The organism is Arcticibacter sp. (assembly GCF_053551015.1).
Genome location: NZ_JBMQOB010000009.1, coordinates 270,390 through 295,766, shown reverse-complemented (window position 1 = coordinate 295,766; position 25,377 = coordinate 270,390). Strand labels below are relative to the sequence as shown.

The window sequence follows — 25,377 nt, the reverse complement described above, 5'->3', positions numbered from 1 at the left end:
TATCCGCAGTCATTCTTTTGGCTGCGTCCCTGATTTTTGCCCTACAATTTAAATCGGTCCAGACATACGCAGCAAAAAGAGCAGCAGCTTATCTTTCGGGCGAGCTCCACACAACAATTGATATCAAGAGCCTCTACATCAAACCTTTTAAGCTCCTGGTACTCGAAGGCTTATACATACAGGATCGTGAAAAAGACACCCTCCTCTATGCGCCACGCTTCGCGGTTGACCTGAACCTCCTGTCACTCAGACGAAGGATCGTCGATATCCAAACGGCCGAGCTTAATGGTGGTTCCTTCTACCTGAAGAAATACAAGGACAAAACCACTAACCTGCAGTTTATCATCAATTACTTTGACTCGGGAGAGCCAAAGCAGAAGAAGAAACCCTCGTCCAGACCCTATACTGTCACATTCGAAAAGATCGCTATTCACAATACTGCATTCCGCTACAGGAATTTCAACGACAGCACACTCACCTCTCAGGTCAACTTCAACGATATTGGGCTGACGAAAATGAATGCCGTCATCACGGATCTGGACACTAAAAATTTCCTCTTTAAAGCGAAAGTCCGGCAATTAAGCTTCCTGGAAAAAAGTGGATTCTATGTCAAAAACCTCGACACGGATGCAACCATAGATACTGTTAGCATGGAATTGGCTAACCTGAGACTGGAAACCAACAGAAGCGATGTCGGCAAATACCTCTTATTCAAGTATCGTAATTTCGGCGACTTCTCCGATTTCATCAATAAAGTGTACGTTAAGGCTTCCCTTCAGAACAGCACACTTCATTCTAAAGACATTTCCTATTTCACCTCCGCTCTTAAAAAAATGAATCTGGATGTCCGCCTCAACGGAGAGGTCAGCGGACTGGTCAACAATATCAATGCGAGGAATATCACGCTTACAGCAGGGCAGGCAACTTACATCAAAGGCAACTTCCGGATTAAAGGACTGCCTAATATCAACCGCACGGTACTTAACTTGCGGGTTGACCGCTTCTTCACTAATAAAAAGGATGCCGACAAGTTGATCAAACAAACCACAGGGCTTAGCGGCAAGATCCCCGCCATTGCGGCAAAATTTGGAAATGTAAGTTTTCAGGGAAGCTTTAACGGGCTTATAAAGAACTTCCGGGCCAAAGGTGAGTTCAAGACAGGATTGGGAAGACTACAGCCGGATGTGCAGATGAACCTGAATGGCACGCCGACATACTCCGGAACGATCAAGGCGGTCGACTTCAACCTCGGAGACTTGCTCGGACAAAAGACGCTGGGAAGAACAAGCCTGACCGCAGATATAGATGGCCGCGGCTTTGACCTTCACCAACTTCGTGATAAGATCAATATCGACGCACGCTACTTTGATTTTAACGGCTACCGATATAGCAATATCGACATGCGCGGTAACATCATCAACAAACTATTCCGCGGGAACATCAATGTCAATGATAGAAATATCAGGCTGAATTTTGATGGCGATATTAACCTGAACACAAAGTTACCTGCCTTCAAGTTCAACGCGTCTATAGCGGGCGCAAACCTCCATAGACTCCACCTGACGAAAGACACGCTACAACTGGATGTTCGTGTCAGTACCGCTTTTGCGGGCAATAACCTGAACAACATCGAAGGCGATCTGCGACTCAACGAGCTCCGCCTGACCAGCAAAGACAGCTCACTGGTTGTAGATGAGATTAGCCTGCGGGCAGAAGGCATAGGCAGCTCGAGGTTACTAGCCATCAACTCAGATATACTCGATGCCAATATCCGTGGACAATACGATCTGAATACCCTTCCGTCCTATTTCAAATCAGTGGTCAAACGCTATATTCCTTCGCTGAAAACCGACATCCAGAAAGTAGGAGAACAGAACTTCAACTTTTATCTCAACATAAAGGATTTTGCCCCGGTGGCCATGTTGATGCTGCCTGATCTCCGGATTCCCAAAGGCGCTGTCTTCTACGGACGCTTCAACAGCATGGATAGTATCGCCGCCCTTAACGGCTCCAGCGAACTAATCGAATACAAGAAAATCCGCGTCAATAACTTTATTATAGATGAGTCCGCAGCCAAAAAGGCCCTCAACCTTTTCATGACTGCCGACAGGATCGACATCACCGACAGTCTGTATATCAAGAACATAAACCTGGCAAACATCTTGTATAACGACAGTCTGTCGCTCAACGTCAAGCTGTCTGATAAGGATGCAACCAACCAGCTCGATTTAAACGGATTAATTGAGTTTGGTACAGATACACTGGCCAAGTTGAGCATCCTGCCCTCTGATTTCATCATCAACAGGGAAGTCTGGCGTGTGCCTGAGCAGGTTAAATTCCGTTTTGACGATAAAAAGATATTTATCCAGGGCTTCGAACTACTACGAAATGAGCAGTTACTCACTATCGACGGGATTGTATCCGACCAGCCGGAAGACAAGCTGAACGTAGACTTTAAAAATTTCACCCTCGTAACCTTCAATGCACTGACGCGTGCAGCAGGAGTAATCCTCGGGGGACAGCTCAACGGGAACGTATCCCTTAACTCAGTCCTGAAGAAGCCTAAGATAGAAGCTCAGCTGAAGATCGACACCCTGGTAATGAACAACACACGTGTCGGCGACCTGAACCTGGTGGCAGATCTGGATAACGTCACCAAGCTCGTCAACGTTAATCTTGATGTCCTAAAAGACGGCAAAGAAACCATGAACGTGGTCGGGACCTATAATGCCAATGCAGAAGTCAATACCCTGGATCTTGATCTGACCATGGAAGACAATGAGCTTGTCATCTTTACCCCCGCGATCAAGAGCCTTGTCTCCAATGTACAGGGAAAGGTATCCGCTAAAGTGAACGTAAGCGGGAACATTCTGGATCCAAAAATTAATGGAACGCTGGGATTAAAAGATGCTCACATGACGGTGAACTACCTCAGAACCCCTTATCGCGTCACTGACGAGGTATCAATCGAAAACAGCGTCATCAATTTGGACGAACTCGAGCTGAGGGATGTGAATAACAATGTGGCCACGGCAACAGGAACCGTTAACCTCACAGATCTGAGGAATCCCCTTCTTGATATCTCCATCAGGGCGAACAAGTTTATGGCCCTGAATACCACCGCTAAAGACAACCCTCTTTATTATGGTACCGCCTTCGCAACCGGAACCTTCCGCTTCAAAGGACCAACCAATAACATGAGTATTGACATCAATGCCAAGACCGAAGAAGGCACCGTGTTCAACATTCCTTTAAACGGCTCTGAAACCATCAGTAACAACGACTATATCACATTTGTAGCAAAAGATTCCTCCTTCACTCCGCTGACCCCATCCATGTTCAGAGGTATCGCCATGAACTTCGATCTTGTTGTAGACGAGAACAGCGAAGTAAACATCATCACGAATTTGGGCAAGCTGAACGGACGTGGTAACGCCACTTTAAACCTGAAGATCACGAGTCAGGGCGACTTCGAAATGTATGGCGATTACCTGATTTCCAGCGGTAAGTTTCAGTTTACCGCACAGGATTTCATCAACAAGATCTTCGACCTTAGCCAGGGAGGATCGATCCGCTGGACGGGTGATCCTGCCGATGCCCTGATCAACCTGAAGGCCGCATACAGCGTACGTACCGACGTACGTCCACTTTATCTGGCAGCAGGAAGAGCAGCAGAAGAAGGCCGCGTACTGGCAGAAGCCATCATGAACCTCAACGGCAATCTCACCCAACCTGACATATCATTCGACATCAATTTCCCAACTGACACCAAGGTAAAAGACGAGTTACAAAGCTATTTCAACGATGTCAACAATAAGAATACCCAGGCTTTGAGTCTGATCGTCAGAAGGTCGTTCTCCCCTAACACAGGATCCGTGAACGTGCAGGCTGTCAACTCGACTATCTTCAGTGCCGGAACAGAGCTGTTCTTCAACCAGCTGAACAACATTCTTGCGCAATCACTGAACCTGAATTTCGTCGATCTGAATATCAGGTCTTTGAATGAAGCCAGTGCCTCGCTTCGCTTGTTGGAAGACCGTCTGGTGATTACCGGAGGAGTAACAGACAGAAGAACCGAACTAAATGACTTGAATATAATCGGGAACTCGGTAGCACGCGACGTTGAGCTTCTCTATTTGCTCAGAAAAGATGGATCTCTGAACGTAAGGGCCTCTAACCGGCTAAATAACCGGAACTTCCTCAATCCCGATCAGGAATACATCAGTGCACTGGGATTGGTTTACCGTCAGGATTTTGAAAACCTCAGAGAATTTCTGAGAGCATTGGTCGGTAAACGAAGAAGGGATGAAAGAAGGTCATTGCCTAATCCCACCCCTTCACCAAATCCCCAGAGAGCCACTGGCCCATCTGCAGCCATCTTACCAGGCAACAGCGAGTCGCAGCGGAAATCCAGATATTAGCTAAAGCGGATTGTTCAGAATAGAATGACCCATTCTGTCGCGCTTGGTTTTTAAATATTGTTCATTGTGCTTATTGGATGGTATCTCAATGGGAATGTTCTCCACGATCTCAATTCCGTATCCGATAAGTCCAGCACGTTTACTCGGATTGTTAGACAGTAACCGCATTTTGGTAATGCCGAGACTCCTCAGGATCTGTGCACCTACACCATAATCCCGCTGGTCCATTTTGAACCCCAGCTGCAGGTTGGCATCAACAGTGTCAAAGCCATTCTCCTGCAGATTATAGGCGTGTAGCTTATTGATCAGACCAATTCCGCGGCCTTCCTGGTTCATATAAATAATCGCACCCTTACCTTCTGCCTCAATCATCTCCATTGCTTTATGCAACTGAGGACCGCAATCACAACGGCACGATCCGAAGATATCACCCGTAACACAAGAACTGTGCACCCGCACCAGTACCGGTTCATCTTCTTTCCACTCCCCTTTTACAAGGGCGAGATGATGTTCCTGCGTATCTGTCTGCGTATAGGCTACCATCTGGAAATTTCCCCACTGAGTAGGCAAGGTCACTGAGACCTCTTTCGCGATAAGCGATTCCGTCTGCAAACGATAGTTGATAAGATCCTTGATAGAGACGATCTTCAGGTTAAACTTCTCTGCGATGAGCATCAAGTCAGGCAGACGCGCCATTTCGCCGTCTTCCTTCATAATCTCCACCAACACTCCTGCAGGCTCCATACCTGCAATACTGGCCAGGTCGACCACTGCTTCTGTATGACCGGCCCGGCGAAGCACTCCACCGTCTTTGGCTCGTAACGGAAACACGTGTCCCGGGCGACCAAGATCCTCCGGCCGGGTAGCCGGATCAATCAAAGCCTGAATAGTTTTAGAACGGTCTGAAGCAGAAATACCGGTTGTACAACCGTTACCGATCAGGTCAACAGAAACGGTAAAATTCGTTTCATGAAGTGCCGTATTGGTTCCCACCATCAGGTTCAGTTCCAGTTCGTCACAACGGCTTTCCGTAAGCGGAGCACAGATAAGTCCCCTTCCCTGCGAAGCCATGAAATTTATTATTTCAGGAGTTATATTCCGGGCTGTAGTAACAAAATCGCCCTCATTTTCCCTGTCTTCATCGTCAACTACAATGATCACCTTGCCGGCCTTTAGCTCGTCAATGGCTTCTTCAATTGTATTCAGTTTAATATCCATTTGAATACAAAATTACGCTAATCAGCCAAGAATACTATAATAGACATGTAAGATTGTGGGGGCAGGTCTGCAACCTAAGCTTTCTTCTTTTTAAAACGCCTGAATAATTTAAGGAAAGCCTGTTTATAAGACTCTACATCAAACAAGGCCGAATCACTGGTTGACTTGTAAGTCAAAAAAATACCAAGAGGCGTTAATACCACAATGGCAATCCACATTCCCATTAGCGGACTCATTGTTCCTTCTCTAGCAGATTTCTCACCGATCGTCGAAATGATATGATAGATCAGGAAGAAGATGATCGACATCACCACAGGCAATCCCAAACCGCCTTTACGGATAATAGCACCAAGAGGAGCCCCTATAGAGAATAGTAGCAAACAGGAAACAGACAGCGTAAACTTGCGGTTATATTCGATAATGTAGCGGCGGATGGTCTTCTGAATCGCCAGATACTCCTCCGACCTGCCGGTCAGGTTCTCCGTGACAGACCTGGCTTCATTTAAAGCACCATTTATAGCTGAGGACTTCTCAGTATCAGCAAAAAGCTCAGAAATATGCTCTTTATACTCCGGAACCGATGTGATAGACTTTGTCGGTGGCTGAACATAGCTGAACAGGCGGAAGGAAGGCGCAATAAAGGGCATAACCGCTTTTGATACGCTATCTACCTGCATCTCCGTAGAATCCCGGTATATCTTTAGTTGCCGAAGGTTCAGCATCGCATAATTAGACTTGAACAGGTTCTCGTCGGTACGCTTCATCTGAAAATCGTCCAACGGAAATTTCTGCTCCGTAGCCTTAAAGCGGTAACGCGTAAAGCGCTGTCTCGGATTGTAACCTTTGTCGCCGGACGTCTCCTCATAACGAACTCCATCCTTCAGCTCCAGCACCAGCGTACGGTCCTTATTCGTCTTATACATAACACCCTCCTTGGCGATAGTGGTGGATGGATTACCGTTTGGCCCGGTCTGGTCATAGATCATGATGTTCTTCAGCGTACGTCCGTCCTTCCCCTTCTCCTGAACACGGATGGCATAACCTTCAATCGTATTATTGAAGATTCCCTCCTCAATCAGGAAAGAGGCCTTCTGGTTTCTTACATCATATAGCAGGGATCCCATCTTTAAGTTAGCCACGGGAAGCATATAATCCGAGAAAAGAAAAGCCGATATACTGAGAGCGGTAACCAATACAAAGAGCGGCCGCATAGCTTTCTGAAGCGATACGCCGATAGATTTGATCGCCACCAGCTCATAGCTCTCACCCAGGTTTCCGAAAGTCATGATCGAAGAAAGAAGCATGGCGAGAGGCAGGGCCATAGCCACGTTGGTAGCAGAAGCATACCATAGCAGACGTACAATAACATGCCACTCAAAACCTTTCCCAATGAGGTCGTCAATGTATTTAAATAGAAATAACATCAGCAACACAAACATCACAATGAAAAAGGTAACAATAAAGGGCTTGATAAACGCCTTAATTATCAGCAGATAGACTTTCTTCACTATGCAAAATTAGTGATTAGTTTGCTTATGCACCTAATACACTGATCAAATACTGGATCTGGTTGTCCCAGATCAGCCTGCGTTCCTCCAGGGCTTCATCAGGCGCAAAGTCAGTAATAGCGAGAGCAACGTCATTGGTTAGTTCATCCTGCAAAATTTCCATCTCGAAATAGCACTGCGGTTCATCATCGAGCCATTTAAAGCGCACCAGCTTATTTTCCTTTACGCTGGTCAGCTTCGCTCTGTGCTCCTCACCATCCCACTGAAACGAGTATACTTGCTCCTTATATTTGACTTCATCTGCGAACCATTGAGCCAATCCATTGGGCTCATTTAGGAAAGAAAACAGGATTTTTGGAGAGGAATGAACTTCGTACTCTAACGTAAACTTCTTTTTTTCAGACATTTTCTCGATTCAGACAAATAATTGCAAGCAATTTTTAGATTTATTTTCTAAAGAAAAGTATTTTAAACTATATTTGCAACTCCAATTTCGGAGGGCAGCAATGCCACAGGCGATAAGCAAAACCATAGCTTATCAGAAAGAGGAAAACGGCGGGGTAGCTCAGATGGTTAGAGCGCAGGATTCATAACCCTGAGGTCGGCAGTTCGATCCTGCTCCCCGCTACTAAAAGCCGCTAAAAAGCGGCTTTTGTTGTTTCTAAGCACTTCCTCTGTCTTCATACAGCCCGCTACCTCTTCTTCTTTCATGATGCTCTCATATACGTAGGGCACCCATAATTACATCTCTATTTGATAAGCAAAACGCGAAACTCTGCTATCTTAAAACAAAAATAACTGCCCCGCCTTGCGGCAGAACAGTTACTCTACTACTACTTAATCAAACTGTAAACTAAGGCATTAATACCTGGTCAATCACATGAATCACCCCATTGGTAGTTACCATGTTCGCCGGGGAGATAACAGAAGCTGTTGAATTCTTATTTCCATTAACTTTCGCTCCACCTGCAAGTGTGATACCTACAGTAGCTCCGTTCACAGTAGCAGGCTTAGATCCTTCAACAAGATCGCTGGAGAATACGCGTGCTCCGATAACGTGGTAAGTCAGGATGCTGGTTAATACTGCAGGGTCTGCTGCCTGAATCGCTGCAACGCTGGCGAAGCCTGCATTCATGAAGGCCTGGTTAGTTGGAGCAAATACGGTCAGCGGACCTGTACCTGATAATACCTGAGCCACATTGGTGCTTCCCTGACTTGCTCTTAAAACTGCAGCAACTAAAAAGCTGAAGTTAGGGTTCGCCTGAGCAACTGCTACAATATTACCTGTCGCAGGCATCAAAACCGTATTGATGACGTGGATCACTCCATTGCTTGCCATAACATCCGCCTGGGTCACTGCAGCACCGTTTACAAACACGCCTGACGAATTCTTGGTCACGAAAATATCCATATCTGCTGCTGTTTTAACGGGACTGTTGCTAGCATTAGCAATTGCAGAAGCTGGTACGCGCTGACCAACAACGTGGTAAAGCAAAATCTTCTTCAGTGTTTCTACCGGCACAGCCTTAATCTTTGCTTCTGTATCCAGCCCCGCTGCCGCAAACGCTGCGTTATTTGGTGCAAATACGGTGAACGGTCCGTTACCTTCCAAAACACCGGTTAATCCTGCCTGTACAAGGGCGGTTTCTAACAGGGAAAAATCATTATTATTCATGACCACCTGTGTAATGGTCTGGCTCCCCATCATCTCGTCATCATCATCTTTACTGCATGCGCTGAACAGTAAAGTTGAAGCTGCCGCCAGAATCAGAGTTGATTTTTTAAATAAGTTGAAATTTAAGCTTCTCATAATGTTAGTATTTTTTTGTACTTACATGAACAACAAAATCCACGCCTTTGGTATATTATTACACTAAATACCGCAACAACAACGCAGAATATAGTACATATTTACACTAAATAGTGTATTTTTGATGTATAAACAATGATCTCGTATGTATTATGACTTGATTACAGAGCTGGTCACTTTGGTTAAAGTGTACGAAAAAGAGTCCTCCGATGCTGGCCAGGATGTTCACTTATTCGGACATTGGCTACAGGAACATCTTCAAAAAAACGGAAGCTATACCATGCCTGAACCGGAGTGGGAAGGGAAAGCAAAAGGTCGATCCGCAGATAGTGTGATTAACACTTCTCTGGTTCACTTATACAGGTACGCAAAACTGCAGGCTAAGAACGCGATAGCGAATACTTCTTTTTCTACCCCCGATGAATTTATCTATCTCATCACCCTTTCTTCTTTCGGGAGCATGACCAAGACTGCTTTGATCAGGTTGAACGTCCATGAGAAGTCCGCGGGAATACAGATCATCAACAGGCTAATCAGCAGCGGACTTGTAGAGCAGAGAGAGGACGAGAGCGATAAACGAAACAAAATCATCCACATTACCCCAAAGGGCTCGGAGCTCCTGAACGAAAGCATGGATAACATCCGTGCTGCAACGCGCAACGTGACTGAACCGCTGTCTTACCCCGAGAAAATGGATCTGATCCGGCTGCTCACCAAGCTGGAGACTTTCCATGAACTCAGGATGAAGAGAGAAGCATAATCGACTATAAAACAAGAAAGGCTGCCTTCAGGGGCAGCCTTTCTCTTTAGTTATTGATAAACACCGGGTGAATCATATTTTCAAATGAATACACCTCGTCCCATTTTTCCTGGGTGATGTACTTATACTTGATCACCACCAGGTCATGCACCGAAGTACCTTCTGCAAGGGCTTCTTTCGCAATGGCGGCACAGGTTTCGTATCCCAGAATAGGATTCAGAGAAGTCACAATACCAATGCTGTTCATTACACCTGCCCGGCAAACTTCTACATTGGCGGTAATTCCGTCTACGCACTTCGATTGCAGGGTATAGCAGGCATTCTCCATATAGGTCAGCATCGTAAACAAACTGAACGCAATCACCGGTTCCATCACGTTAAGCTGTAGCTGTCCCGCTTCGGCTGCCATCGTAATGGTCATATCTGCTCCGATCACATAATAGGCGGTCTGGTTCACCACTTCCGGAATGACCGGATTTACCTTACCCGGCATGATAGAAGAACCTGGCTGCAGCTTAGGAAGATTGATCTCATTCAATCCGGCACGTGGTCCTGAAGAGAGCAGGCGAAGGTCGTTGCAGATCTTCGAGATCTTCACTGCACAACGCTTTAATGTCCCGGAAAGCTGAACGTAAGCGCCCGTATCGGATGTCGCCTCGATCAGATCCTCAGAGAGCGACAAAGGAATTCCTGTAATCTCCCGCAGATGTTCGGTTACGATTGCCGGATAGCCTTCCGGCGCGTTGATCGCCGTACCAATGGCTGTAGCGCCCATATTAATTTCAGTGATTAGGTTCTGCGCCTCTTTCACCCGCAGGATATCTTCCTTCATCGTGGTGGCGAAACCATGAAACTCGGCACCCAGGGTCATCGGCACCGCATCCTGCAACTGCGTCCTTCCCATCTTCAGCACATGCTCAAACTCCTTGCTCTTCTTCTGAAAAGAAAGTCGCAGCACTTCCAGCGCAGCCGTAAACCGACTGATCTTGTTATACAAGGCGATTCTGAACGCTGTCGGATACGCGTCATTGGTACTCTGTGAGAAGTTGACGTGGTTATTCGGGTGCAGATATTCGTATTGCCCCTTCTTATATCCGAGGTACTCTAATCCGAGATTGGCGATCACTTCATTGGCGTTCATGTTCACAGATGTACCTGCACCTCCCTGGATCATGTCACTTGGAAACTGATCCACATATTCAAAATTGATCAGCTTATCGCTGGCATAACTGATAGCTTCTGCCAGCTTAGGCTCAAGCACTCCGCAGTCCCGGTTAGCCAGGGCAGCTGCCTTCTTCACATATCCGAGTGCTTGTATTAACAGGGGTTCTTTTGATATAGGGATTCCGGTAATATGAAAATTCTCAATGGCCCGCAAGGTCTGGATGCCATAGTAGACGTCATCGGCAAGTTCTTTCTCACCTAAGAAGTCGTGTTCGATTCTGCAATTCGCTTTCATCTGTGTATATATGAGTTTGGGTTGAATATTGTTTGTGTAGATCCGGATATACTATACGCCGAACAGGATAACGAGCACGAAGCCCGCCACGACTGCCAGTACCGTCGACACGATTCCCGGTAGCATGAAGCTGTGATTAAGCACGTATTTACCGATCCGCGTCGTACCGGTCTTATCGAAGCCGATGGCCGCAATGATTGTTGGATAGTTTGGTATAAAGAAGTAGCCGTTTACGGAGGGAAACATAGCAATAAGGAATCCTGCCGGAATCCCCAGCGCGATACCGAGCGGCATCATGGCCCTGACGGTAGCCGCCTGACTGAACAGCAGGATTGACATCACGAACAAGGCAGTAGCAAAAGTCCAGGGCGCGGCAAGCACCATATCCTGAATGCCACTTTCTATAAAGGCGTAATTTCCCTTGATGAAAGTATCCCCCATCCAGGCAACGCCAAAAATAGCAATGACCGCTTCATTTCCAGCTCTGAATATGTTCCCTGACGATAGTGCCGCTACTTTCAGTTTCGACACCACCATGATGAGCGCCGCTGCTCCCATCATCAGCATTTCGATAACACTGACCATCGATATGGATCGTACGGTACCATCTGCTGCGCTCCATGCCGGGCGTAAACCCGGTGCTGCACCAAACAGGATGATCAGCAGAACCGCCGCAAGGAAGATCAGGACTGAAACCTTCGCCGACCGTGGAATACTGGACAATTCAATGGGTTTAGACTCTTCACTTAAAGCTTTCACAAACTCCGGATCCTTCAGCTTTTCATTGAAAACCGGGTCCAGCTTCAGCTCCTTTCCGATCTTATTCACTACAAACGCGCCGGCCACTACACCGATCAGTGTAGCCGGAATGCTTATCTTCAGAATATCAATGATCTCGATCCCCTGAGGAGCGAGCAAGGCTGCAAGGGCTACCGTGGCCGCGGTAATGGGACTGGCGGTAATAGCCTGTTGTGAAGCAATTACGGAAATGCTTAAGGGCCGCTCAGGGCGGATTCCCGTCTTTGTCGACAGCTCCGCGATGATAGGTAAAATGGAATAAGCAATATGCCCGGTACCCGCAACAAAAGTAAACAGGTAACATACAATAGGTGCAACAAAGGTGATCCGCTCAGGATGGCGCCTTAACAATTTTTCTGCAAGGCACACCATATAGGTGAGTCCCTGCGAGGCCTGTAATGCTGCAGAGGCAGAGATGACCGCAAGAATGATCAGCATGACATCTATAGGAGGCGAAGTCGGCTCCAGATGGAAAACAAATGTCAGAATAATCAGACCGATAGCACCCATCACTCCCAGCCCAATGCCCCCGATGCGTGCTCCAATGAATATCGCGGCCAGGACCACGAGCAGTTCTAAGTAAAACATATCTTTAATCCGCCATCTTCAAAAGAAAAACGGCGCGACAAAGGTATAGCAATCCTCCCGGCATCCTAGTGACTTACATCAAAAAGATCAATGATGCTTAGGTATTACCTTTCTACCAGCTCCTTTACTTTGTCACCGTAGTAGTCGATTTTCTCCTCCTTGATCTGCGACAGCTGATACCATCTTCTGAATGTGTTGATAAACACAATAAACATCAGCACCATGGCAACCATGGCGAGGAAGGCCAGCAAGTACTGTTCTTTAGGGATATAGATGTTAACAACTTGTTCATAACCTGCCCAGAAGGTAATCAAAGCCATAAACACACCTGGTATAGCTGCACAAAGCGCATACTTCTTGCGGTTCATTCGGATGAGCATGGTGGTACAGACAATCAGTCCGCAAGCCGCCAGCAGCTGATTGCTTATACCAAACAAAGGCCAGATGCTACTCACGTTACCTGTGTATACGAGATATCCCCAGGAAAAAGTGAACAACAAACTGCTGATGATGATGCCCGGCATCCAGTTCTTATCGTTGAACTTCGGCATCACGCTGCCCAGCATTTCCTGCAGGAAGAAGCGACCCACACGCGTTCCGGCATCAATCGCTGTCAGGATAAACACCGCTTCAAACATGATCGCGAAATTATACCAGTAAGCCATCACGTCGTCCATGAACGGAATCTTATTGAAGATATGCGCCATGCCCACAGCCAGGGAAACCGCTCCCCCGGTCCGACCATGAAGATCCACCCCGATCTTTTCACTGAAATGATTCAAATCTACTGCGGCCAAACCTGGATTCTGTGCCAGGAAGGCGTCATACATATCCTTTGGGGTATTAATAGCGAAATAGTCGCCGGGCATTAAGGTACAGGCTGCAATCAAAGCCATTAACGCCACAAAACCTTCCACAAGCATCGCACCGTATCCTACAAAAAGGATTTCTCTTTCATTGGTTAGCATCTTAGGTGTAGTTCCGGTGGCTATTATCGCATGAAAACCGGATATAGCACCGCAGGCAATAACAATGAATATAAAGGGCAGAACAGGACCGCCGATCACAGGACCGCCACCGTGAATAAACTGGGTGAGCGCGGGCATTTCTAATGTAGGATGAATAAAGATAACACCGATCGTCAGCATCAGGATCGTTCCGATCTTCAGGTAAGTCGACAAATAATCACGTGGAACCAGAAGTAACCAAACGGGTAGAACGGAAGCCAGAAATCCATATACCGTGATGGCTATAGAGATGGTTTCTATCCGCCAGTGAAACAGGTTGCTGATTTCCTTGATCTGCATGAGCTCGTGCCCCCCTACGATCCCGGCAATCAGCAAAACGCCTCCGATGATGCTCGCTAAGGTCACGCTGTTCTTCCGGTAACGCATAATCAGACCCATAATGATCGCAATCGGCATCGTTGCAATAACAGTAAACAACGACCAGGATGCTTCGTGCATGGCACTGATACAGGCAAGCGACAGTCCCGCCAGTGTAAGTATCAGAATAAACAGGATCGCGATTCCCGCGATCAATCCGGTTCCCTTGCCTATCTCTTTCCCGGCTATCGTCGCTAAGCTTTCTCCTTTATGTCTTACTGATGCAAAAAGCACCACCATATCATGAACTCCCCCGGCTAGAACACAGCCGATCAATATCCAAAGCGCCCCAGGCAAATAGCCGAACTGCGCTGCCAATACCGGACCTACCAGAGGTCCCGCAGCAGCGATAGCTGCAAAATGGTGACCGAACAGCACGTTCCTGTTCGTAGCTACATAGTCCTTGCCGTCGGCAAACTCAATTGCTGGCGTCACATTCTGCGCATTTAATCTCAATAGCTTGTTGGCCATAAAGATCCCGTAGAATCTGTAAGCGATTGCAAAAATCAGTAAAGCAACAAAAACCAGGGTGAGCGCATTGACGCCGTTCAGACTGTCTATCATAATGTGATTAGTTTATAGTTAGTAAATATTATAAATTTCGAGCATACTTTTTAAATATTTTAAAAAAGAATTTAAACGCTATATGGGGGAGCAAAACCCTGGCGACATGAAAATAAAAATGCAAGACCATAAATTTTTCGGCATTGCATGAGAGAAAGAAAACCGCTTCAGTGGGTTGCAATCGCAGGTCGCCGTATTCGTCACAAAGTCTTCCCCTTAAATTCAGCGGACAGTCCAAACAAAACCCCTCCCGAATTTGCTTATTGATTACATCTAAAATTTGAAAAACTATGTTCTACCACGTTCAAAACTTGATCAATCCCATAGTGGATGATCAACCAGATCCGTCAGCAGCAAACGCATTACAAGAGGGTCTGGGCGGACAATTTGGAGAAATGCGCACCATGATGCAGTTTCTCTTTCAAAGTTTCAACTTCCGCGGCGACGGCATTCCTTACCTCGACTTGATTCAGGGAATCGGTCTTGAAGAAATCAGCCACGTGGAACTTATCACAAAGACTATTTCAAGACTACTGGATGGTGCTCCTGAATACCACGGAAAGAAATTCGATACACCGGGTAAAGGTGGAAAAGCCACTATGGAAGTGGGTAAGGAAGCTCAAAACCCACATCACTTTATCATGGGTGCCCAGGGAGCACTGCCCGTCGATGCGGCAGGAAACCCATGGAGCGGTTCATATGTGCATAATCACGGAAACCTGGTGCTCGACTTGATGGACAACCTGGTACTGGAAGCAACCGGCAGACTTCAAAAATGCCGTATCTACCAGATGTCTGAAAACAAAACATTGAGAGCAACCATCTCCTTCCTGATTGCGCGTGATGAAGCTCACCAGATGGCCTTTGCCAAAGCCCTCGAGACGCTTGGTGTAGACTGGAATAAAGCACTCCCTGTACCGAAGTTCGATGCTTCCAAATTCCCGGAAGTAAAGAAACTGATGGATGCGGGTATCCACCGCGAACAGTATCATTTCCGCCTGGATAGCTCACAGATGGAAAAAATATTCAGCGGTAAATCCCCTATCGATGACGGAACCGAACTGGTGACATTAAAGGAACCAAGAGAGTCTTATCCGAACCCGATTGCACCGGAACGCCCTGAAGAATTTGCTCCAGGTCTGGATCCTGAAATGCAGGCATTAGCTGACGCATTGAGCGAGTTCAAAGAGAAGACAGTTAAAGATATGACCAGGAAAGCTGGATCGGATCCTTCCAAACGTGGAGAGTAATCGCCGCTTCTGACCATAAAAAAGCCTTGTTGTTTGCACAACAAGGCTTTTTTATGCACAATACAATCTCTTACACATCCCAGACGGTCTAAAGCGCCCGCAACGTATATCAGAAACTTGCAAACTTGATCCCCAGGCTAAACCACCTCGAAGGCAGCGGAATCGCACCAATCTCATAATAGGTGGTCTTGAAGATATTCTGCGCATCAAGGTAGACAGAGGCTTTCAGAACCTTCTGACTCAATCTTACATCATTGATCCAATAAGATGGGCCCGACATCCTTTCATTGAACCGGCTTGCAAACAACATAGAAAAGCCTCTGTACTGCCAGTCGACCGTGTTGGTTATCTGATGTTTTAAAGAAGATAACAGATATTTCGACGCGAGTTCCTGATCGTCATTTCTGAAGTCTGAATGCAGGTACGAATACCCCAGATGAACAGACAGCCTCAGGTCATTGGAGAAGCTTGTCTGATAAGCCGAGCGGAGATTGATCCCTTTTGTGGCCAGCTCCCCCAGGTTGTTACTTTGCCAGGGTTCCGTGCTGAGCATCCGTGTCCAGTCGATGAAGTCGCTGATCTTCCGCTGAAAATAATAGGAGTTCAGACTAAACTTCCCCTGTACTACCTTAAACCCGATCTCACCCTGCAATGCCCGCTCCGGTTCCAGTCCGGGATTTCCGATATTACCGGGCCGCTGATCCAGAAACAGATCAGTAAAGGATGGAATCCGCTGACTCGTTCCAATACTTCCCGTCAGCTTAACTGCCGGCGTGATTTCGTAACTCGCATCCAGCCCGGGGTACATCTGCCACTTATAAACAGAATTATAGTTGAGATAGGTACCCACATTCACGTTCAGCTTTTCCGTCAAGTAAGTCCTGTATTGTGCAAACAGCCCGAAATTTTCCCGGCGGTGCTCTCCAATATTGGACGAATTAATCTGCTCTGTCCGCGCTTCCGCGCCAAAACCAAGTTCTCCTTTCCGCATCTTGTATGCAGTATTCAATTCTGCTGCTGCAGAGTGCGTGTAGTGAAGGCTTCTTCCTGCTGTTGGATTCGAAAATCCGAAATATCGGTAATCATCCTCATTGTAGCGATAACTCAGGCGTGGCATCAATGTCCAGCGTTCAGAAAGCTGATGTTTCGACTGGATCGCTGCCAGCGTGGTCTGCACAGCCTCCGAAGAGTTCCGGTCTCCCGGCGAGGCATAAAAGCCATTTGCGCCGAAACCGTTGTTTATATATCCCAATAAGCTGGAGATCTCGTTCGTACTGCCTATCTGATAGTTGCCCAGATAAAGCAATTTATTGTTTTCGAAACCCGTATTATAGCGGTAGCCGTTGCTCTTATCATGAGAGCCGAACAGCGAATGCTGGTGCTTTTCCTTACTCAGCACACCACCGAGCTGAATGCCGCGACCGTAAAAGGTATTTTCCGTACCCTCCCTGTCTTTCTCGAAGTTCGAGCCGACATAAGAGTCGACCAGTATGCCCGAACGGCTTGCCTTTTTAGTGATGATATTAATCGCTCCCGTCAGGCTGTTCACACCGTAAATCCGGGCTGCAGGTCCGCGGATTACCTCAATTCGTTCTATCGCCTCTACAGGAATGGGTAGATTGAACATATTATGGGCGGTCTGCATATCGATCACCTTCGTTCCATTTACCAAAACTACGGTTTGCTCAAAGCTTCCGCCGTCAATGCTGATGTCGGCCTGACTGCCAAACGGTCCCCGCTGGCGCAGATCCACACCATTGGCATATTGTAATATCTCCTGGAGCGACCTCGCCGGCAACTTCGCTATCGTTGCCTGATCGATGACATACACATTTCTGTTTTGCTTCGATACGGGCGTACTGAACCGGTTCTCGTGGATGATGACCTCATCAATCGCAAAGACCGAATCCTGCATGTTCTGAGCAGACAAACGATCTGCTCCTATAAGTAGCACTGCAGCTATGCAAAGTTTCTTCATTTCCGCTGATTTTCGCCAAAAGTAGTACCTTGCCGTACCATTCAAGTAGTCCAGTTCAGAGAAAATGAGTAGTCCGGTTCAAATACCTATCCAAAGCTATATCCAGCTTAATCCCGACGACAGTAACCCGATCTATCTGCAAATCGTCTTTGAATTCATCAAAGCTATCCAGACTGGTTTTCTTCCTGAAGGTACCAAGCTCCCCGGCAGTCGCATCCTGTGTAAACTGTTGCAGGTTAATCGTAATACGCTCATTAAGGCATTTCAGGATCTTGAGTCACAGGGCTTTATCGAGACACTTCCCAATAAAGGAACCTTCATCCTTTCGGATCAGAAGCAGCCCCGGAAAAGCCGCTTGAAATCGGGCACAACACCCCCTCCAGCAGATGTCCAAACCGGCTTCTTCTTCGAGAGATCATCCGTATTGGAAAGCCCCACTGAAATCAGCAGTCTGCCCTATCAGTTTAACGACGGCCTGCCCGACCCGCGACTGGTACATACCGATGTGCTGGCCAGGCTCTACGTCTCCAGGTTGAAGAGACACAAAAACGTCAGCACGCTGCAGCAGATGCAGACTCAGTTTCATGAGGACTTCAGCATGCACTTTGCCAACTTTTTAAACCTTACCCGCGGAATCCGGATCTCCACAGCCAATCTCCTCACGGCCAGCAGTCACGAGACCTGCCTCTATCTGGCTATCAAACTGCTGATATCCCCCGGCGACCAGGTTGTGGTCGCATCACCCGGCTACTACCTGTCTAATATGACCCTGTCGGATAGCGGCGCACATATCATCAGCATACCAACTGATGAAGACGGAATCGATACCCGCCGCCTGCGACAGATCTGCGAAGAGAAAAAGATCAGAGTGCTGTATCTGACATCCAATTATCACTATCCCACCACGGCCGTCCTCAGTGCCAAGCGGAGAATTGAGGTACTGGAACTGGCCAACCTGTATGGGTTTGTTATCGTGGAAGATGACTATGATTTCGATTTTCACTATGACAACAATCCCGTGCTTCCCCTGGCTGCGTTCGATAACTGCAACAAGGTCGTCTACCTGGGCTCCTTCGCCCGCTCGCTGCCTGCAGGCTTTGGCTATGGCTTCATTACTGCGCCGGCCGACTTTATACAGGAACTCGAGAAACATCAGCGTATACTGGAACCCGGAACAGACATCATGAAGGAACAGGTACTGACCGACTGGATCCAGGAGGGTGAAGTACACCGCCTCGCCAAAAAGAACAAAAAGATCTATAAGGAACGCAGAGATCATTTTGCTTCTTTACTGAACGAAAAACTGCAGGGACGAATCCGGTTCCAGATCCCCCCACGAGGCCTGGCCATCTGGGTAGAATGGCTCGACACCTTTAACCTGATCCGGCTACAGAAGGAGTGTGCAAAAAACGGACTCTTCCTGCCCAAGACTGTCCTCTACCAAACGCGAAACCTGACAGCCACACGCCTCGGCTTCGGACATATGAACAAAGAAGAACAGGAGCATACAGTCCGCATTCTCAGCCAATCCCTACATTCTATTCTAAATGAAAAAATCGACTAAAAACAACAGGGCACGCAATTAAACATTTCGGTCCTCTCCACGTTCCATGAACGGAACTGACATCATCATTTATGTGGATACTCTGGGCTCTCTCGGCCGCCATCGCTGCGGCCCTTGTCATCGTGTTAACAAAAGCCGGACTGAAGAACGTAGATTCCAGTGTAGCATTCGCCATTCAGTCTGTCTTCATCCTGGTGATCAGCTGGGGAGTCGTATTCTTTCAGGGAAACCTGGGCGATCTGAAGGAGATCGACAATAAGACATGGATGCTGCTCATCGCCGCGGGGGTTGCCACTACGCTCTCCTCCCTGTTCTCCTTTAAGGCGCTCACGATGGGCCCCGCTTCCTACGTAGTCACCATGGAACGGCTCTCCCTCGTTTTTGCCATCATTCTCTCGGTGATCTTCCTCAAGGAGAAGATTACCTGGCAGCTCGTCACCGGAGCAGCAATAATGGTTGCAGGTGCTGTACTGGTCGCCCTCTCCGATCCAAAGGAATAAGACTATCCCCTTCGTCGCGCATAATCGAAAGCGAAGCAGCAGAGCATTCCGACTGTTATTTCCCTAAGATTGCCCTTAGATAGTCGCTGCAGTACTCACACTTTCTGTACTTATCCACATTATTCCTGTTAAGAAGTACCATTAGTGGTGTATAAGAGGCAAATCGGGACCTAAAACAAGTGAGGTTTTCTCCAAGCGGACTTTTATTAACATTAAACATGTTGGTAACTTGTGGAAAAGCCCGATTAGCTACCCTGAGGCTTTTCTTACGCAGGATAGATGATTATGCGGTGAGTAATACCCTTATATATGGTTTTCCTGATTAACAATCCTGGCGAATCCGCCGGGAGCAGACCCAGCTAGTCCATCCTACGCTTTGGGTGTTTTGTGCATATATTAACCATCATCCAATTCAGCCCACGGTTTTCCACATAATTTTCCACAGAGTCTATAAGACCTGTTAATAACGGGAACGTGAGACAATCTATACGGCTGGAATGGGGTTCTCAGGCAGCTAGTCCACGGAGCCGCGATACACATAAACCCTTGTATCCTGCTGCCCAATTTAAGTCTTTTGCTATACTTCAGCCTGACCCTCGAATGATTGATTCCGTTGTGAGTCCGTGTCAAGTCCATATTGAGTCCGACTTCATGCATAAAATGTCGGACTCAATATGGACTCACCATGCACAGAATCTCCATTCAGAGTTAAGAAGTCATAAACAAGGGCCTAAGAATTTGTAGGGAAAGTGTATACAGAAGCCGTATGTTAATGCACGTTGGCTTTCCTCTTTTGAAAGCTATAGATCAGGTAAAACAAAGCAGGTAAAATGAAGATACTGCCAATGAGCAGTGCCCATCCGAGGGTTTCGATGGTCTTTTGATGCCCTGCATGTTCAAGCAGCGATAAGTAGCCACCATTCTTCAGGATAACAATGTTAGGAAAGTGTCGATAAGTGGTGGTAAACAGAATCATGGTGACCTGGAAACCGGCTAATATCCGGATACCCTTGCTTTCACCCTTATAGAGCAGGAACCAGAGCAGTCCCAGCGACAGCGTAGCGGCAAAGATGGCGAGAGTTCCATACAGGTTGCCGAAAACCCAGCTGAGCAGCGGAATTTCTTCATAGGCCGCTGCCAGAAAAACCAGCGCCCCGCAGATCACGGCAGCAATGTTCAGACGAACCGCCTTGCTGACAAACATTTTCTTCTCTTCGCGGCTATCGGTTTCTCCGATCAGATAAATGGCCGCCAGGAATCCGCAGATAGCAACGGTAAAGAGTCCCACGGATATCGAGAACCAGTCGAGCCAGCTATAGATATATGCAGAGAGGAAATCTTTCGCATCGGGATCAATCCTGCCCGACACGGCACTTCCGGCAATGATGCCCAGAAAGAGCGGGGTAATGAAGCTGGACCAGGCGAATATGCGGTTGTACAGATGCTGCATATCATCGACCACAGCATCGTAATGTCTGAAGGTGAAGGCCGTTCCACGGGCGATGATTCCCAGCAACATGATAGTAAGGGGAATATGCAGGTTGACCGACATGGTGGCATAAATGTCTGGAAAGCCAACAAAAAGGATCACAATAGTAATAATGAGCCACATGTGGTTAGCTTCCCAAACAGGGCCGATCGCCCGGTAAAGAGTCTTCCGCGTGCGCGCTTTGTTGGCTTTAGACGTAAATAGTTCGATAATGCCGGCACCGTAGTCGGCTCCTCCCAACAGGAGATATAACAGGATTGCAGCCCATAAAAAGGCGATTACAACGAATATCATAGTCTAAATATCATAGAGTTTATCAACCATTTTGATCTGGCGGTACAGCATGAACGCGACGATAACAGCCAGAGAAATATAAACAGCCGAATACAGATAAAACGAGTAAATGATTCCCGGCATTGGAGTCACGGCATCTGCCGTTTTCATCACGCCATGGATGATCCAGGGCTGACGGCCCACTTCCGTAACGGTCCATCCGGCCTCCACGGCAATGAAACCCATCGGAGTAGCGGCGACAAAGAGCTTCAGCAGCCATCTGCTGTTCAGCCATTCAGGCTTTTTCCACAATCCGATAAAATACAGGATGGATATCAGAAGCATGATCATGCCCAGGCCCACCATGATCTGGAACGCGTAATGGGTAACGGCTACAGGAGGCTGCTCATCCTCCGGGATCTGATCGAGTCCCGTTACAGGGGTCTTGAAATCACCATGCGCCAGGAAGCTAAGCATACCGGGTAGTTTAATGGCATACTTCACTTCTTTCTTGTCTTCATCAACGATCCCGCCCAGAATAAGGGGTGCCGATTCCTCCGTGTGGAAGTGCGCTTCCATGCCTGCCAGTTTAGCCGGCTGCCGTTTGGCAACATCCTTTGCGGAAATATCGCCGCTCAGGGGCTGCAGCACAGCTGCTATAGTAGCGAAGATCGCCGCAATCTTGAAAGCTTTGCTGTGAAAACGGATATTTTTCCCTTTAAGGATCATCAGTGCATGCACCCCGGCAACAGCGAAGCCGGTGGCTACGAAGGCTGCTATACACATATGGAGGGCCTGCGAAAACCAGGCATCGTTAAACATAGCAGCTATCGGATCGATGTTGATGTATTTTCCGTCGACGAAGTCGAAGCCTGCGGGACTGTTCATCCAGGCATTGGCAGCCACTACCAGGATTCCCGAGGCGAGTCCGCTTACCCCCACAACCACACCGGTAAACCAGTGGAACCAGGGATTAAAGCGGTTCCATCCATACAGGAAGAATCCGAGGGCGATTGCTTCAATAAAGAAGGCGGTACCTTCAAGAGAAAAGGGCATTCCGAAGATCGGTCCTGCATGCTTCATGAACTCCGGCCAGAGGAGGCCCAGTTCAAAAGATAGCACGGTACCTGAAACGGCTCCTGTAGCGAAGAATATTGCTACGCCTTTGCTCCAGGCTTTTGTTAGATTTTTGTAGATCTCATCGTTGGTTCGCAGCCAGTAATAATGCGAAACTGCCATGAAGAAGGGCATAACCATGCCGATACAGGAGAAGATGATATGAAATCCGAGAGATAAGGCCATCTGAGATCGGGCGGCCATAAAGTCATCCATATTGCGAGAAGTTATATGGCGGCCAAATTACCAAATAAATACTATAAAGAACTGTATCGTGCCGTTTATGTTACGTGGGAGGGTGCGGGTCTAAACGGAGAAGAATGCGAAGTAAATTTGCAAATACCTCCTGAGGGAGCGGGAGCTGTCGTGCTGATATACGTATATTTTTTTAATTTTGCAGTTCATCAGGAATTTAGGTGCCCTTTGGATGCAAAAAGCCTGAAATCAGACATAAATATTACTATATTTCAATAATGCAGGATCAAATTACTCAATATACTTCCGAAATACAGGCTTTCGAACCTCATTCGGCCGAAGAACTTGAAGCGTTCAGAATTAAGTTTCTAGGCACCAAAGGAATCATTAAGGACCTGTTCGACCAGTTCAAAGCTGTTTCTCCTGAAGAAAAGCGTTTGCTCGGAAAAGTGTTGAACGAGTTCAAAAAACTGGCAGAAGAGAAACACCAGCAGTTTAAGGAAGCATTTGAGTCGGGCGCCAGTGCTGACGAGGCCAGCGCAGATCTGACCCTTCCGGGAGAAGGCTACGAGCTTGGCTCACGCCACCCTTTGAACCTGGTACGTTCTGAAATCATCGAGATCTTCAAGAAGCTTGGTTTTACCGTTGCTGAAGGTCCGGAGATTGAAGATGACTGGCATAACTTCTCTGCGCTGAACTTCCCTCAGGAACACCCGGCAAGAGATATGCAGGATACCTTCTTTATTAACAAGGATGCAGAAAAGGGCGATATCGCACTCCGTACACACACTTCTTCCGTACAGGTAAGGATGATGGAAAACGGTCAGCCACCGTTCCGGTCGATCATGCCGGGTCGTGTTTACCGTAACGAGGCCATCTCTGCACGCGCGCATTGCTTCTTCCATCAGGTAGAGGGATTGTACATCGACGAGAATGTATCATTTGCTGACCTGAAACAGACGCTGTTCTACTTCGTTCAGGAGATGTTTGGAGAAGGAACGAAAGTTCGTTTCCGTCCATCTTACTTCCCTTTCACCGAGCCTTCTGCAGAAATGGATATCTCCTGCACCATCTGTGCGGGTAAAGGCTGTCCGCTATGTAAAGGAAGCGGCTGGGTAGAAATTCTGGGCTGCGGCATGGTGGATCCGAACGTTCTGGAAAACTGCGGCATCGACAGCAAGAAATACACCGGTTACGCATTCGGAATGGGTATCGAACGTATTACCAACCTGAAATACCAGATCAAGGATTTGCGCCTGTTCTCCGAAAATGACGTACGCTTCCTGAAGCAATTCCAAAGCGAGATCGTATAATGAGGCGAATTGTACTTTTGTTAGGGCTGTTTATATTCCTTGCCTCCTGTGGCAAGGACCCTTCAGGAGTACCTGATGTTCCGGTGGTTTTCCGGGCATCGTTGGGCAATCCGGTGTATTCGGGATTGGCCTATCCAGGAAACCATGTTGAGGTGACGGGATATGGTGTGGCGGGACTGATCTTATACCGGTCGGCTTTCAGCGGACTGGTAGCTTATGATCGCTGCAGCACGGTAAATCCCGAAAAGAGATGCGTTGTGAAGGTGGACGGTACCGGTATAACGGCGACCGATCCCTGCAGCGGTGCTATTTTCTCCCTGGAAGATGGCAGCCCACAAAAAGAGCCGGGAAAAAAACCACTCAGGACATACTATGTTAGTGAAAACAATGGAATAATCTCCGTAAGCAATTAATGGAAATGGAAGTTGACAAAGTAAAGGAGAATATAATTGAGGCATCACAGGAGTTGTTCCGGAGATACGGCTATCACAAAACAAGCGTAAACGAGATTGCGAAGAAAGCGAAGATCGCTAAGGCTACCATATATAAGTACTTTGACAGCAAAGAAGTGCTGCTGCATTACATCCTGATGCAGGAGCTCAAGCAGAGTGTAGATGAGATGATCGACTCGGAATACAGCGTCAACGACCTGGAAGCCTACCTCAGCAAACTGATCTTCAAGACCTGCCGGCTAACTTATACCATTTGCAACGAATTTATCGGATGGGATTTCATTCGCGAATCAGCCAACTCTCAGGGTTTCCTGAAGCTCCTCTCGGATGACCTGGAAAAGCTGCTGATCCGCTCGTTCCAGGAGACCATGCCGGTTAAAAAGAACGAAAGTCACGCGGCAGGAATCCGCTTCCTCATCAAAGCCAGTAAGAGCATCGTTTTCTCCTATGCATTTACCTCTGTAAGCGACGCAGACGTGCGTAAAAACTTTGTTAATTTTCAAAAAGAGATCCTTCCCTACCTGGTAAAAGCAGCCATCCGATAAACATCTGAGTATCAAATAACGTTTATACTATATACCAGATTGGTATTTGTTCTCGTTTAATTGTAACAGATAGTAGGAGGTTGCCATGAGTAAAGAGATTACAGATTTTTCGAACAGTATTGACGAGCACTTTGATTTTAGTGCGCCTTATAAGAGCTTCATGAGTTTTCTTCTGAGGTTGTTCTTTTAAG

General features: G+C 47.3%; 18 protein-coding genes and 1 tRNA gene. 9 read left to right on the top strand and 10 right to left on the bottom strand.

Going from position 1 to position 25,377, the window contains the following annotated elements; genetic code table 11:
• The first annotated feature begins 17 nt into the window (after positions 1 to 17).
• The gene (locus ACO1NU_RS06635; RefSeq protein WP_448817686.1) at positions 18 to 4,421 is read left to right on the top strand and encodes a translocation/assembly module TamB domain-containing protein; all 4,404 of its coding nucleotides are present in this window, start codon (positions 18 to 20) and stop codon (positions 4,419 to 4,421) included.
• Here the strand turns inward: ACO1NU_RS06635 and ACO1NU_RS06630 are convergent, their stop codons facing one another.
• The 3 genes from ACO1NU_RS06630 to ACO1NU_RS06620 all read right to left on the bottom strand — a co-directional run bounded on the left by ACO1NU_RS06630 (position 4,422) and on the right by ACO1NU_RS06620 (position 7,553).
• Complete coding sequence (locus tag ACO1NU_RS06630) at positions 4,422 to 5,639, bottom strand: bifunctional 3,4-dihydroxy-2-butanone-4-phosphate synthase/GTP cyclohydrolase II (protein ID WP_448817685.1); 1,218 nt, start codon at positions 5,637 to 5,639, stop codon at positions 4,422 to 4,424. It abuts the gene before it with no gap.
• A gap of 74 nt (positions 5,640 to 5,713) precedes the next feature.
• Positions 5,714 to 7,147 (bottom strand): LptF/LptG family permease, encoded by a 1,434-nt coding sequence (locus ACO1NU_RS06625; protein ID WP_448817684.1) that lies wholly within the window; start codon positions 7,145 to 7,147, stop codon positions 5,714 to 5,716.
• A 25-nt stretch (positions 7,148 to 7,172) separates the two neighbouring features.
• A complete protein-coding gene (locus ACO1NU_RS06620; protein WP_448817683.1) occupies positions 7,173 to 7,553 on the bottom strand; it encodes an START-like domain-containing protein in 381 nt (126 codons plus the stop codon).
• A gap of 148 nt (positions 7,554 to 7,701) precedes the next feature.
• On the opposite strand from ACO1NU_RS06620, the gene ACO1NU_RS06615 reads away from it, so the two are divergent.
• Positions 7,702 to 7,775, top strand: a tRNA-Met gene (locus tag ACO1NU_RS06615).
• Positions 7,776 to 8,000: 225 nt separating this feature from the next.
• Here ACO1NU_RS06615 and ACO1NU_RS06610 read toward each other — a convergent pair.
• Positions 8,001 to 8,957, bottom strand: a complete 957-nt coding sequence (locus ACO1NU_RS06610) for a fasciclin domain-containing protein (protein WP_448817682.1) — start codon at positions 8,955 to 8,957, stop codon at positions 8,001 to 8,003.
• A 145-nt stretch (positions 8,958 to 9,102) separates the two neighbouring features.
• On the opposite strand from ACO1NU_RS06610, the gene ACO1NU_RS06605 reads away from it, so the two are divergent.
• Complete coding sequence (locus ACO1NU_RS06605) at positions 9,103 to 9,717, top strand: MarR family winged helix-turn-helix transcriptional regulator (protein WP_448817681.1); 615 nt, start codon at positions 9,103 to 9,105, stop codon at positions 9,715 to 9,717.
• Positions 9,718 to 9,763: 46 nt separating this feature from the next.
• Here the strand turns inward: ACO1NU_RS06605 and aspA are convergent, their stop codons facing one another.
• The 3 genes from aspA to ACO1NU_RS06590 form a co-directional block, all read right to left on the bottom strand.
• Positions 9,764 to 11,176 (bottom strand): aspartate ammonia-lyase, encoded by a 1,413-nt coding sequence (gene aspA / locus ACO1NU_RS06600; RefSeq protein WP_448817680.1) that lies wholly within the window; start codon positions 11,174 to 11,176, stop codon positions 9,764 to 9,766.
• 51 nt (positions 11,177 to 11,227) lie between these two features.
• Complete coding sequence (locus ACO1NU_RS06595; RefSeq protein ID WP_448817679.1) at positions 11,228 to 12,562, bottom strand: anaerobic C4-dicarboxylate transporter family protein; 1,335 nt, start codon at positions 12,560 to 12,562, stop codon at positions 11,228 to 11,230.
• Positions 12,563 to 12,666: 104 nt separating this feature from the next.
• A complete protein-coding gene (locus ACO1NU_RS06590) occupies positions 12,667 to 14,511 on the bottom strand; it encodes a carbon starvation CstA family protein (protein ID WP_448817678.1) in 1,845 nt (614 codons plus the stop codon).
• A 290-nt stretch (positions 14,512 to 14,801) separates the two neighbouring features.
• Between ACO1NU_RS06590 and ACO1NU_RS06585 the strand changes: the two genes are divergently transcribed.
• Positions 14,802 to 15,761, top strand: coding sequence for a manganese catalase family protein (locus tag ACO1NU_RS06585; RefSeq protein ID WP_448817677.1), 960 nt, complete (start codon positions 14,802 to 14,804; stop codon positions 15,759 to 15,761).
• Between the two features lie 109 nt (positions 15,762 to 15,870).
• On the opposite strand, the gene ACO1NU_RS06580 is transcribed toward ACO1NU_RS06585, so the two are convergent.
• Complete coding sequence (locus tag ACO1NU_RS06580) at positions 15,871 to 17,739, bottom strand: TonB-dependent receptor plug domain-containing protein (protein ID WP_448817676.1); 1,869 nt, start codon at positions 17,737 to 17,739, stop codon at positions 15,871 to 15,873.
• 64 nt (positions 17,740 to 17,803) lie between these two features.
• Here ACO1NU_RS06580 and ACO1NU_RS06575 point away from each other — a divergent pair, with 64 nt between their 5' ends.
• Both ACO1NU_RS06575 and ACO1NU_RS06570 read left to right on the top strand, forming a co-directional pair.
• Positions 17,804 to 19,303 carry an aminotransferase-like domain-containing protein gene (locus ACO1NU_RS06575; protein ID WP_448817675.1) on the top strand — a complete coding sequence of 500 codons (1,500 nt, stop codon included), beginning with the start codon at positions 17,804 to 17,806 and terminating at the stop codon, positions 19,301 to 19,303.
• 71 nt (positions 19,304 to 19,374) lie between these two features.
• Positions 19,375 to 19,803, top strand: a complete 429-nt coding sequence (locus ACO1NU_RS06570; RefSeq protein ID WP_448817674.1) for an EamA family transporter — start codon at positions 19,375 to 19,377, stop codon at positions 19,801 to 19,803.
• 769 nt (positions 19,804 to 20,572) lie between these two features.
• On the opposite strand, the gene ACO1NU_RS06565 is transcribed toward ACO1NU_RS06570, so the two are convergent.
• Both ACO1NU_RS06565 and ACO1NU_RS06560 read right to left on the bottom strand, forming a co-directional pair.
• Positions 20,573 to 21,586 (bottom strand): cytochrome d ubiquinol oxidase subunit II, encoded by a 1,014-nt coding sequence (locus ACO1NU_RS06565; RefSeq protein WP_448817673.1) that lies wholly within the window; start codon positions 21,584 to 21,586, stop codon positions 20,573 to 20,575.
• 3 nt (positions 21,587 to 21,589) lie between these two features.
• Complete coding sequence (locus ACO1NU_RS06560) at positions 21,590 to 22,897, bottom strand: cytochrome ubiquinol oxidase subunit I (protein ID WP_448817672.1); 1,308 nt, start codon at positions 22,895 to 22,897, stop codon at positions 21,590 to 21,592.
• 257 nt (positions 22,898 to 23,154) lie between these two features.
• Between ACO1NU_RS06560 and pheS the strand changes: the two genes are divergently transcribed.
• The 3 genes from pheS to ACO1NU_RS06545 are packed head-to-tail and all read left to right on the top strand — an operon-like array spanning position 23,155 to position 25,186.
• On the top strand, positions 23,155 to 24,189 hold the full coding sequence (pheS, locus tag ACO1NU_RS06555; RefSeq protein WP_448817671.1) for a phenylalanine--tRNA ligase subunit alpha: 1,035 nt from the start codon (positions 23,155 to 23,157) through the stop codon (positions 24,187 to 24,189).
• Positions 24,189 to 24,602, top strand: a complete 414-nt coding sequence (locus ACO1NU_RS06550) for a hypothetical protein (RefSeq protein ID WP_448817670.1) — start codon at positions 24,189 to 24,191, stop codon at positions 24,600 to 24,602. The genes pheS and ACO1NU_RS06550 overlap by 1 nt, the downstream gene beginning before the upstream one ends.
• A gap of 5 nt (positions 24,603 to 24,607) precedes the next feature.
• Entirely contained in the window at positions 24,608 to 25,186 is a 579-nt protein-coding gene (locus ACO1NU_RS06545) for a TetR/AcrR family transcriptional regulator (RefSeq protein WP_448817669.1), read from the top strand.
• The last annotated feature ends 191 nt before the right edge of the window (positions 25,187 to 25,377 follow it).

What these genes read in the sequence shown, in the direction of transcription:
- ACO1NU_RS06630 (WP_448817685.1), bottom strand. Translation starts at nt 5,639, where the DNA reads ATGGATATTAAACTGAATACAATTGAAGAAGCCATTGACGAGCTAAAG.
- ACO1NU_RS06620 (WP_448817683.1), bottom strand. Translation starts at nt 7,553, where the DNA reads ATGTCTGAAAAAAAGAAGTTTACGTTAGAGTACGAAGTTCATTCCTCT.
- ACO1NU_RS06610 (WP_448817682.1), bottom strand. Translation starts at nt 8,957, where the DNA reads ATGAGAAGCTTAAATTTCAACTTATTTAAAAAATCAACTCTGATTCTG.
- ACO1NU_RS06605 (WP_448817681.1), top strand. Translation starts at nt 9,103, where the DNA reads ATGTATTATGACTTGATTACAGAGCTGGTCACTTTGGTTAAAGTGTAC.
- aspA (WP_448817680.1), bottom strand. Translation starts at nt 11,176, where the DNA reads ATGAAAGCGAATTGCAGAATCGAACACGACTTCTTAGGTGAGAAAGAA.
- ACO1NU_RS06595 (WP_448817679.1), bottom strand. Translation starts at nt 12,562, where the DNA reads ATGTTTTACTTAGAACTGCTCGTGGTCCTGGCCGCGATATTCATTGGA.
- ACO1NU_RS06590 (WP_448817678.1), bottom strand. Translation starts at nt 14,511, where the DNA reads ATGATAGACAGTCTGAACGGCGTCAATGCGCTCACCCTGGTTTTTGTT.
- ACO1NU_RS06585 (WP_448817677.1), top strand. Translation starts at nt 14,802, where the DNA reads ATGTTCTACCACGTTCAAAACTTGATCAATCCCATAGTGGATGATCAA.
- ACO1NU_RS06580 (WP_448817676.1), bottom strand. Translation starts at nt 17,739, where the DNA reads ATGAAGAAACTTTGCATAGCTGCAGTGCTACTTATAGGAGCAGATCGT.
- ACO1NU_RS06575 (WP_448817675.1), top strand. Translation starts at nt 17,804, where the DNA reads ATGAGTAGTCCGGTTCAAATACCTATCCAAAGCTATATCCAGCTTAAT.
- ACO1NU_RS06570 (WP_448817674.1), top strand. Translation starts at nt 19,375, where the DNA reads ATGTGGATACTCTGGGCTCTCTCGGCCGCCATCGCTGCGGCCCTTGTC.
- ACO1NU_RS06565 (WP_448817673.1), bottom strand. Translation starts at nt 21,586, where the DNA reads ATGATATTCGTTGTAATCGCCTTTTTATGGGCTGCAATCCTGTTATAT.
- ACO1NU_RS06560 (WP_448817672.1), bottom strand. Translation starts at nt 22,897, where the DNA reads ATGGATGACTTTATGGCCGCCCGATCTCAGATGGCCTTATCTCTCGGA.
- pheS (WP_448817671.1), top strand. Translation starts at nt 23,155, where the DNA reads ATGCAGGATCAAATTACTCAATATACTTCCGAAATACAGGCTTTCGAA.
- ACO1NU_RS06550 (WP_448817670.1), top strand. Translation starts at nt 24,189, where the DNA reads ATGAGGCGAATTGTACTTTTGTTAGGGCTGTTTATATTCCTTGCCTCC.
- ACO1NU_RS06545 (WP_448817669.1), top strand. Translation starts at nt 24,608, where the DNA reads ATGGAAGTTGACAAAGTAAAGGAGAATATAATTGAGGCATCACAGGAG.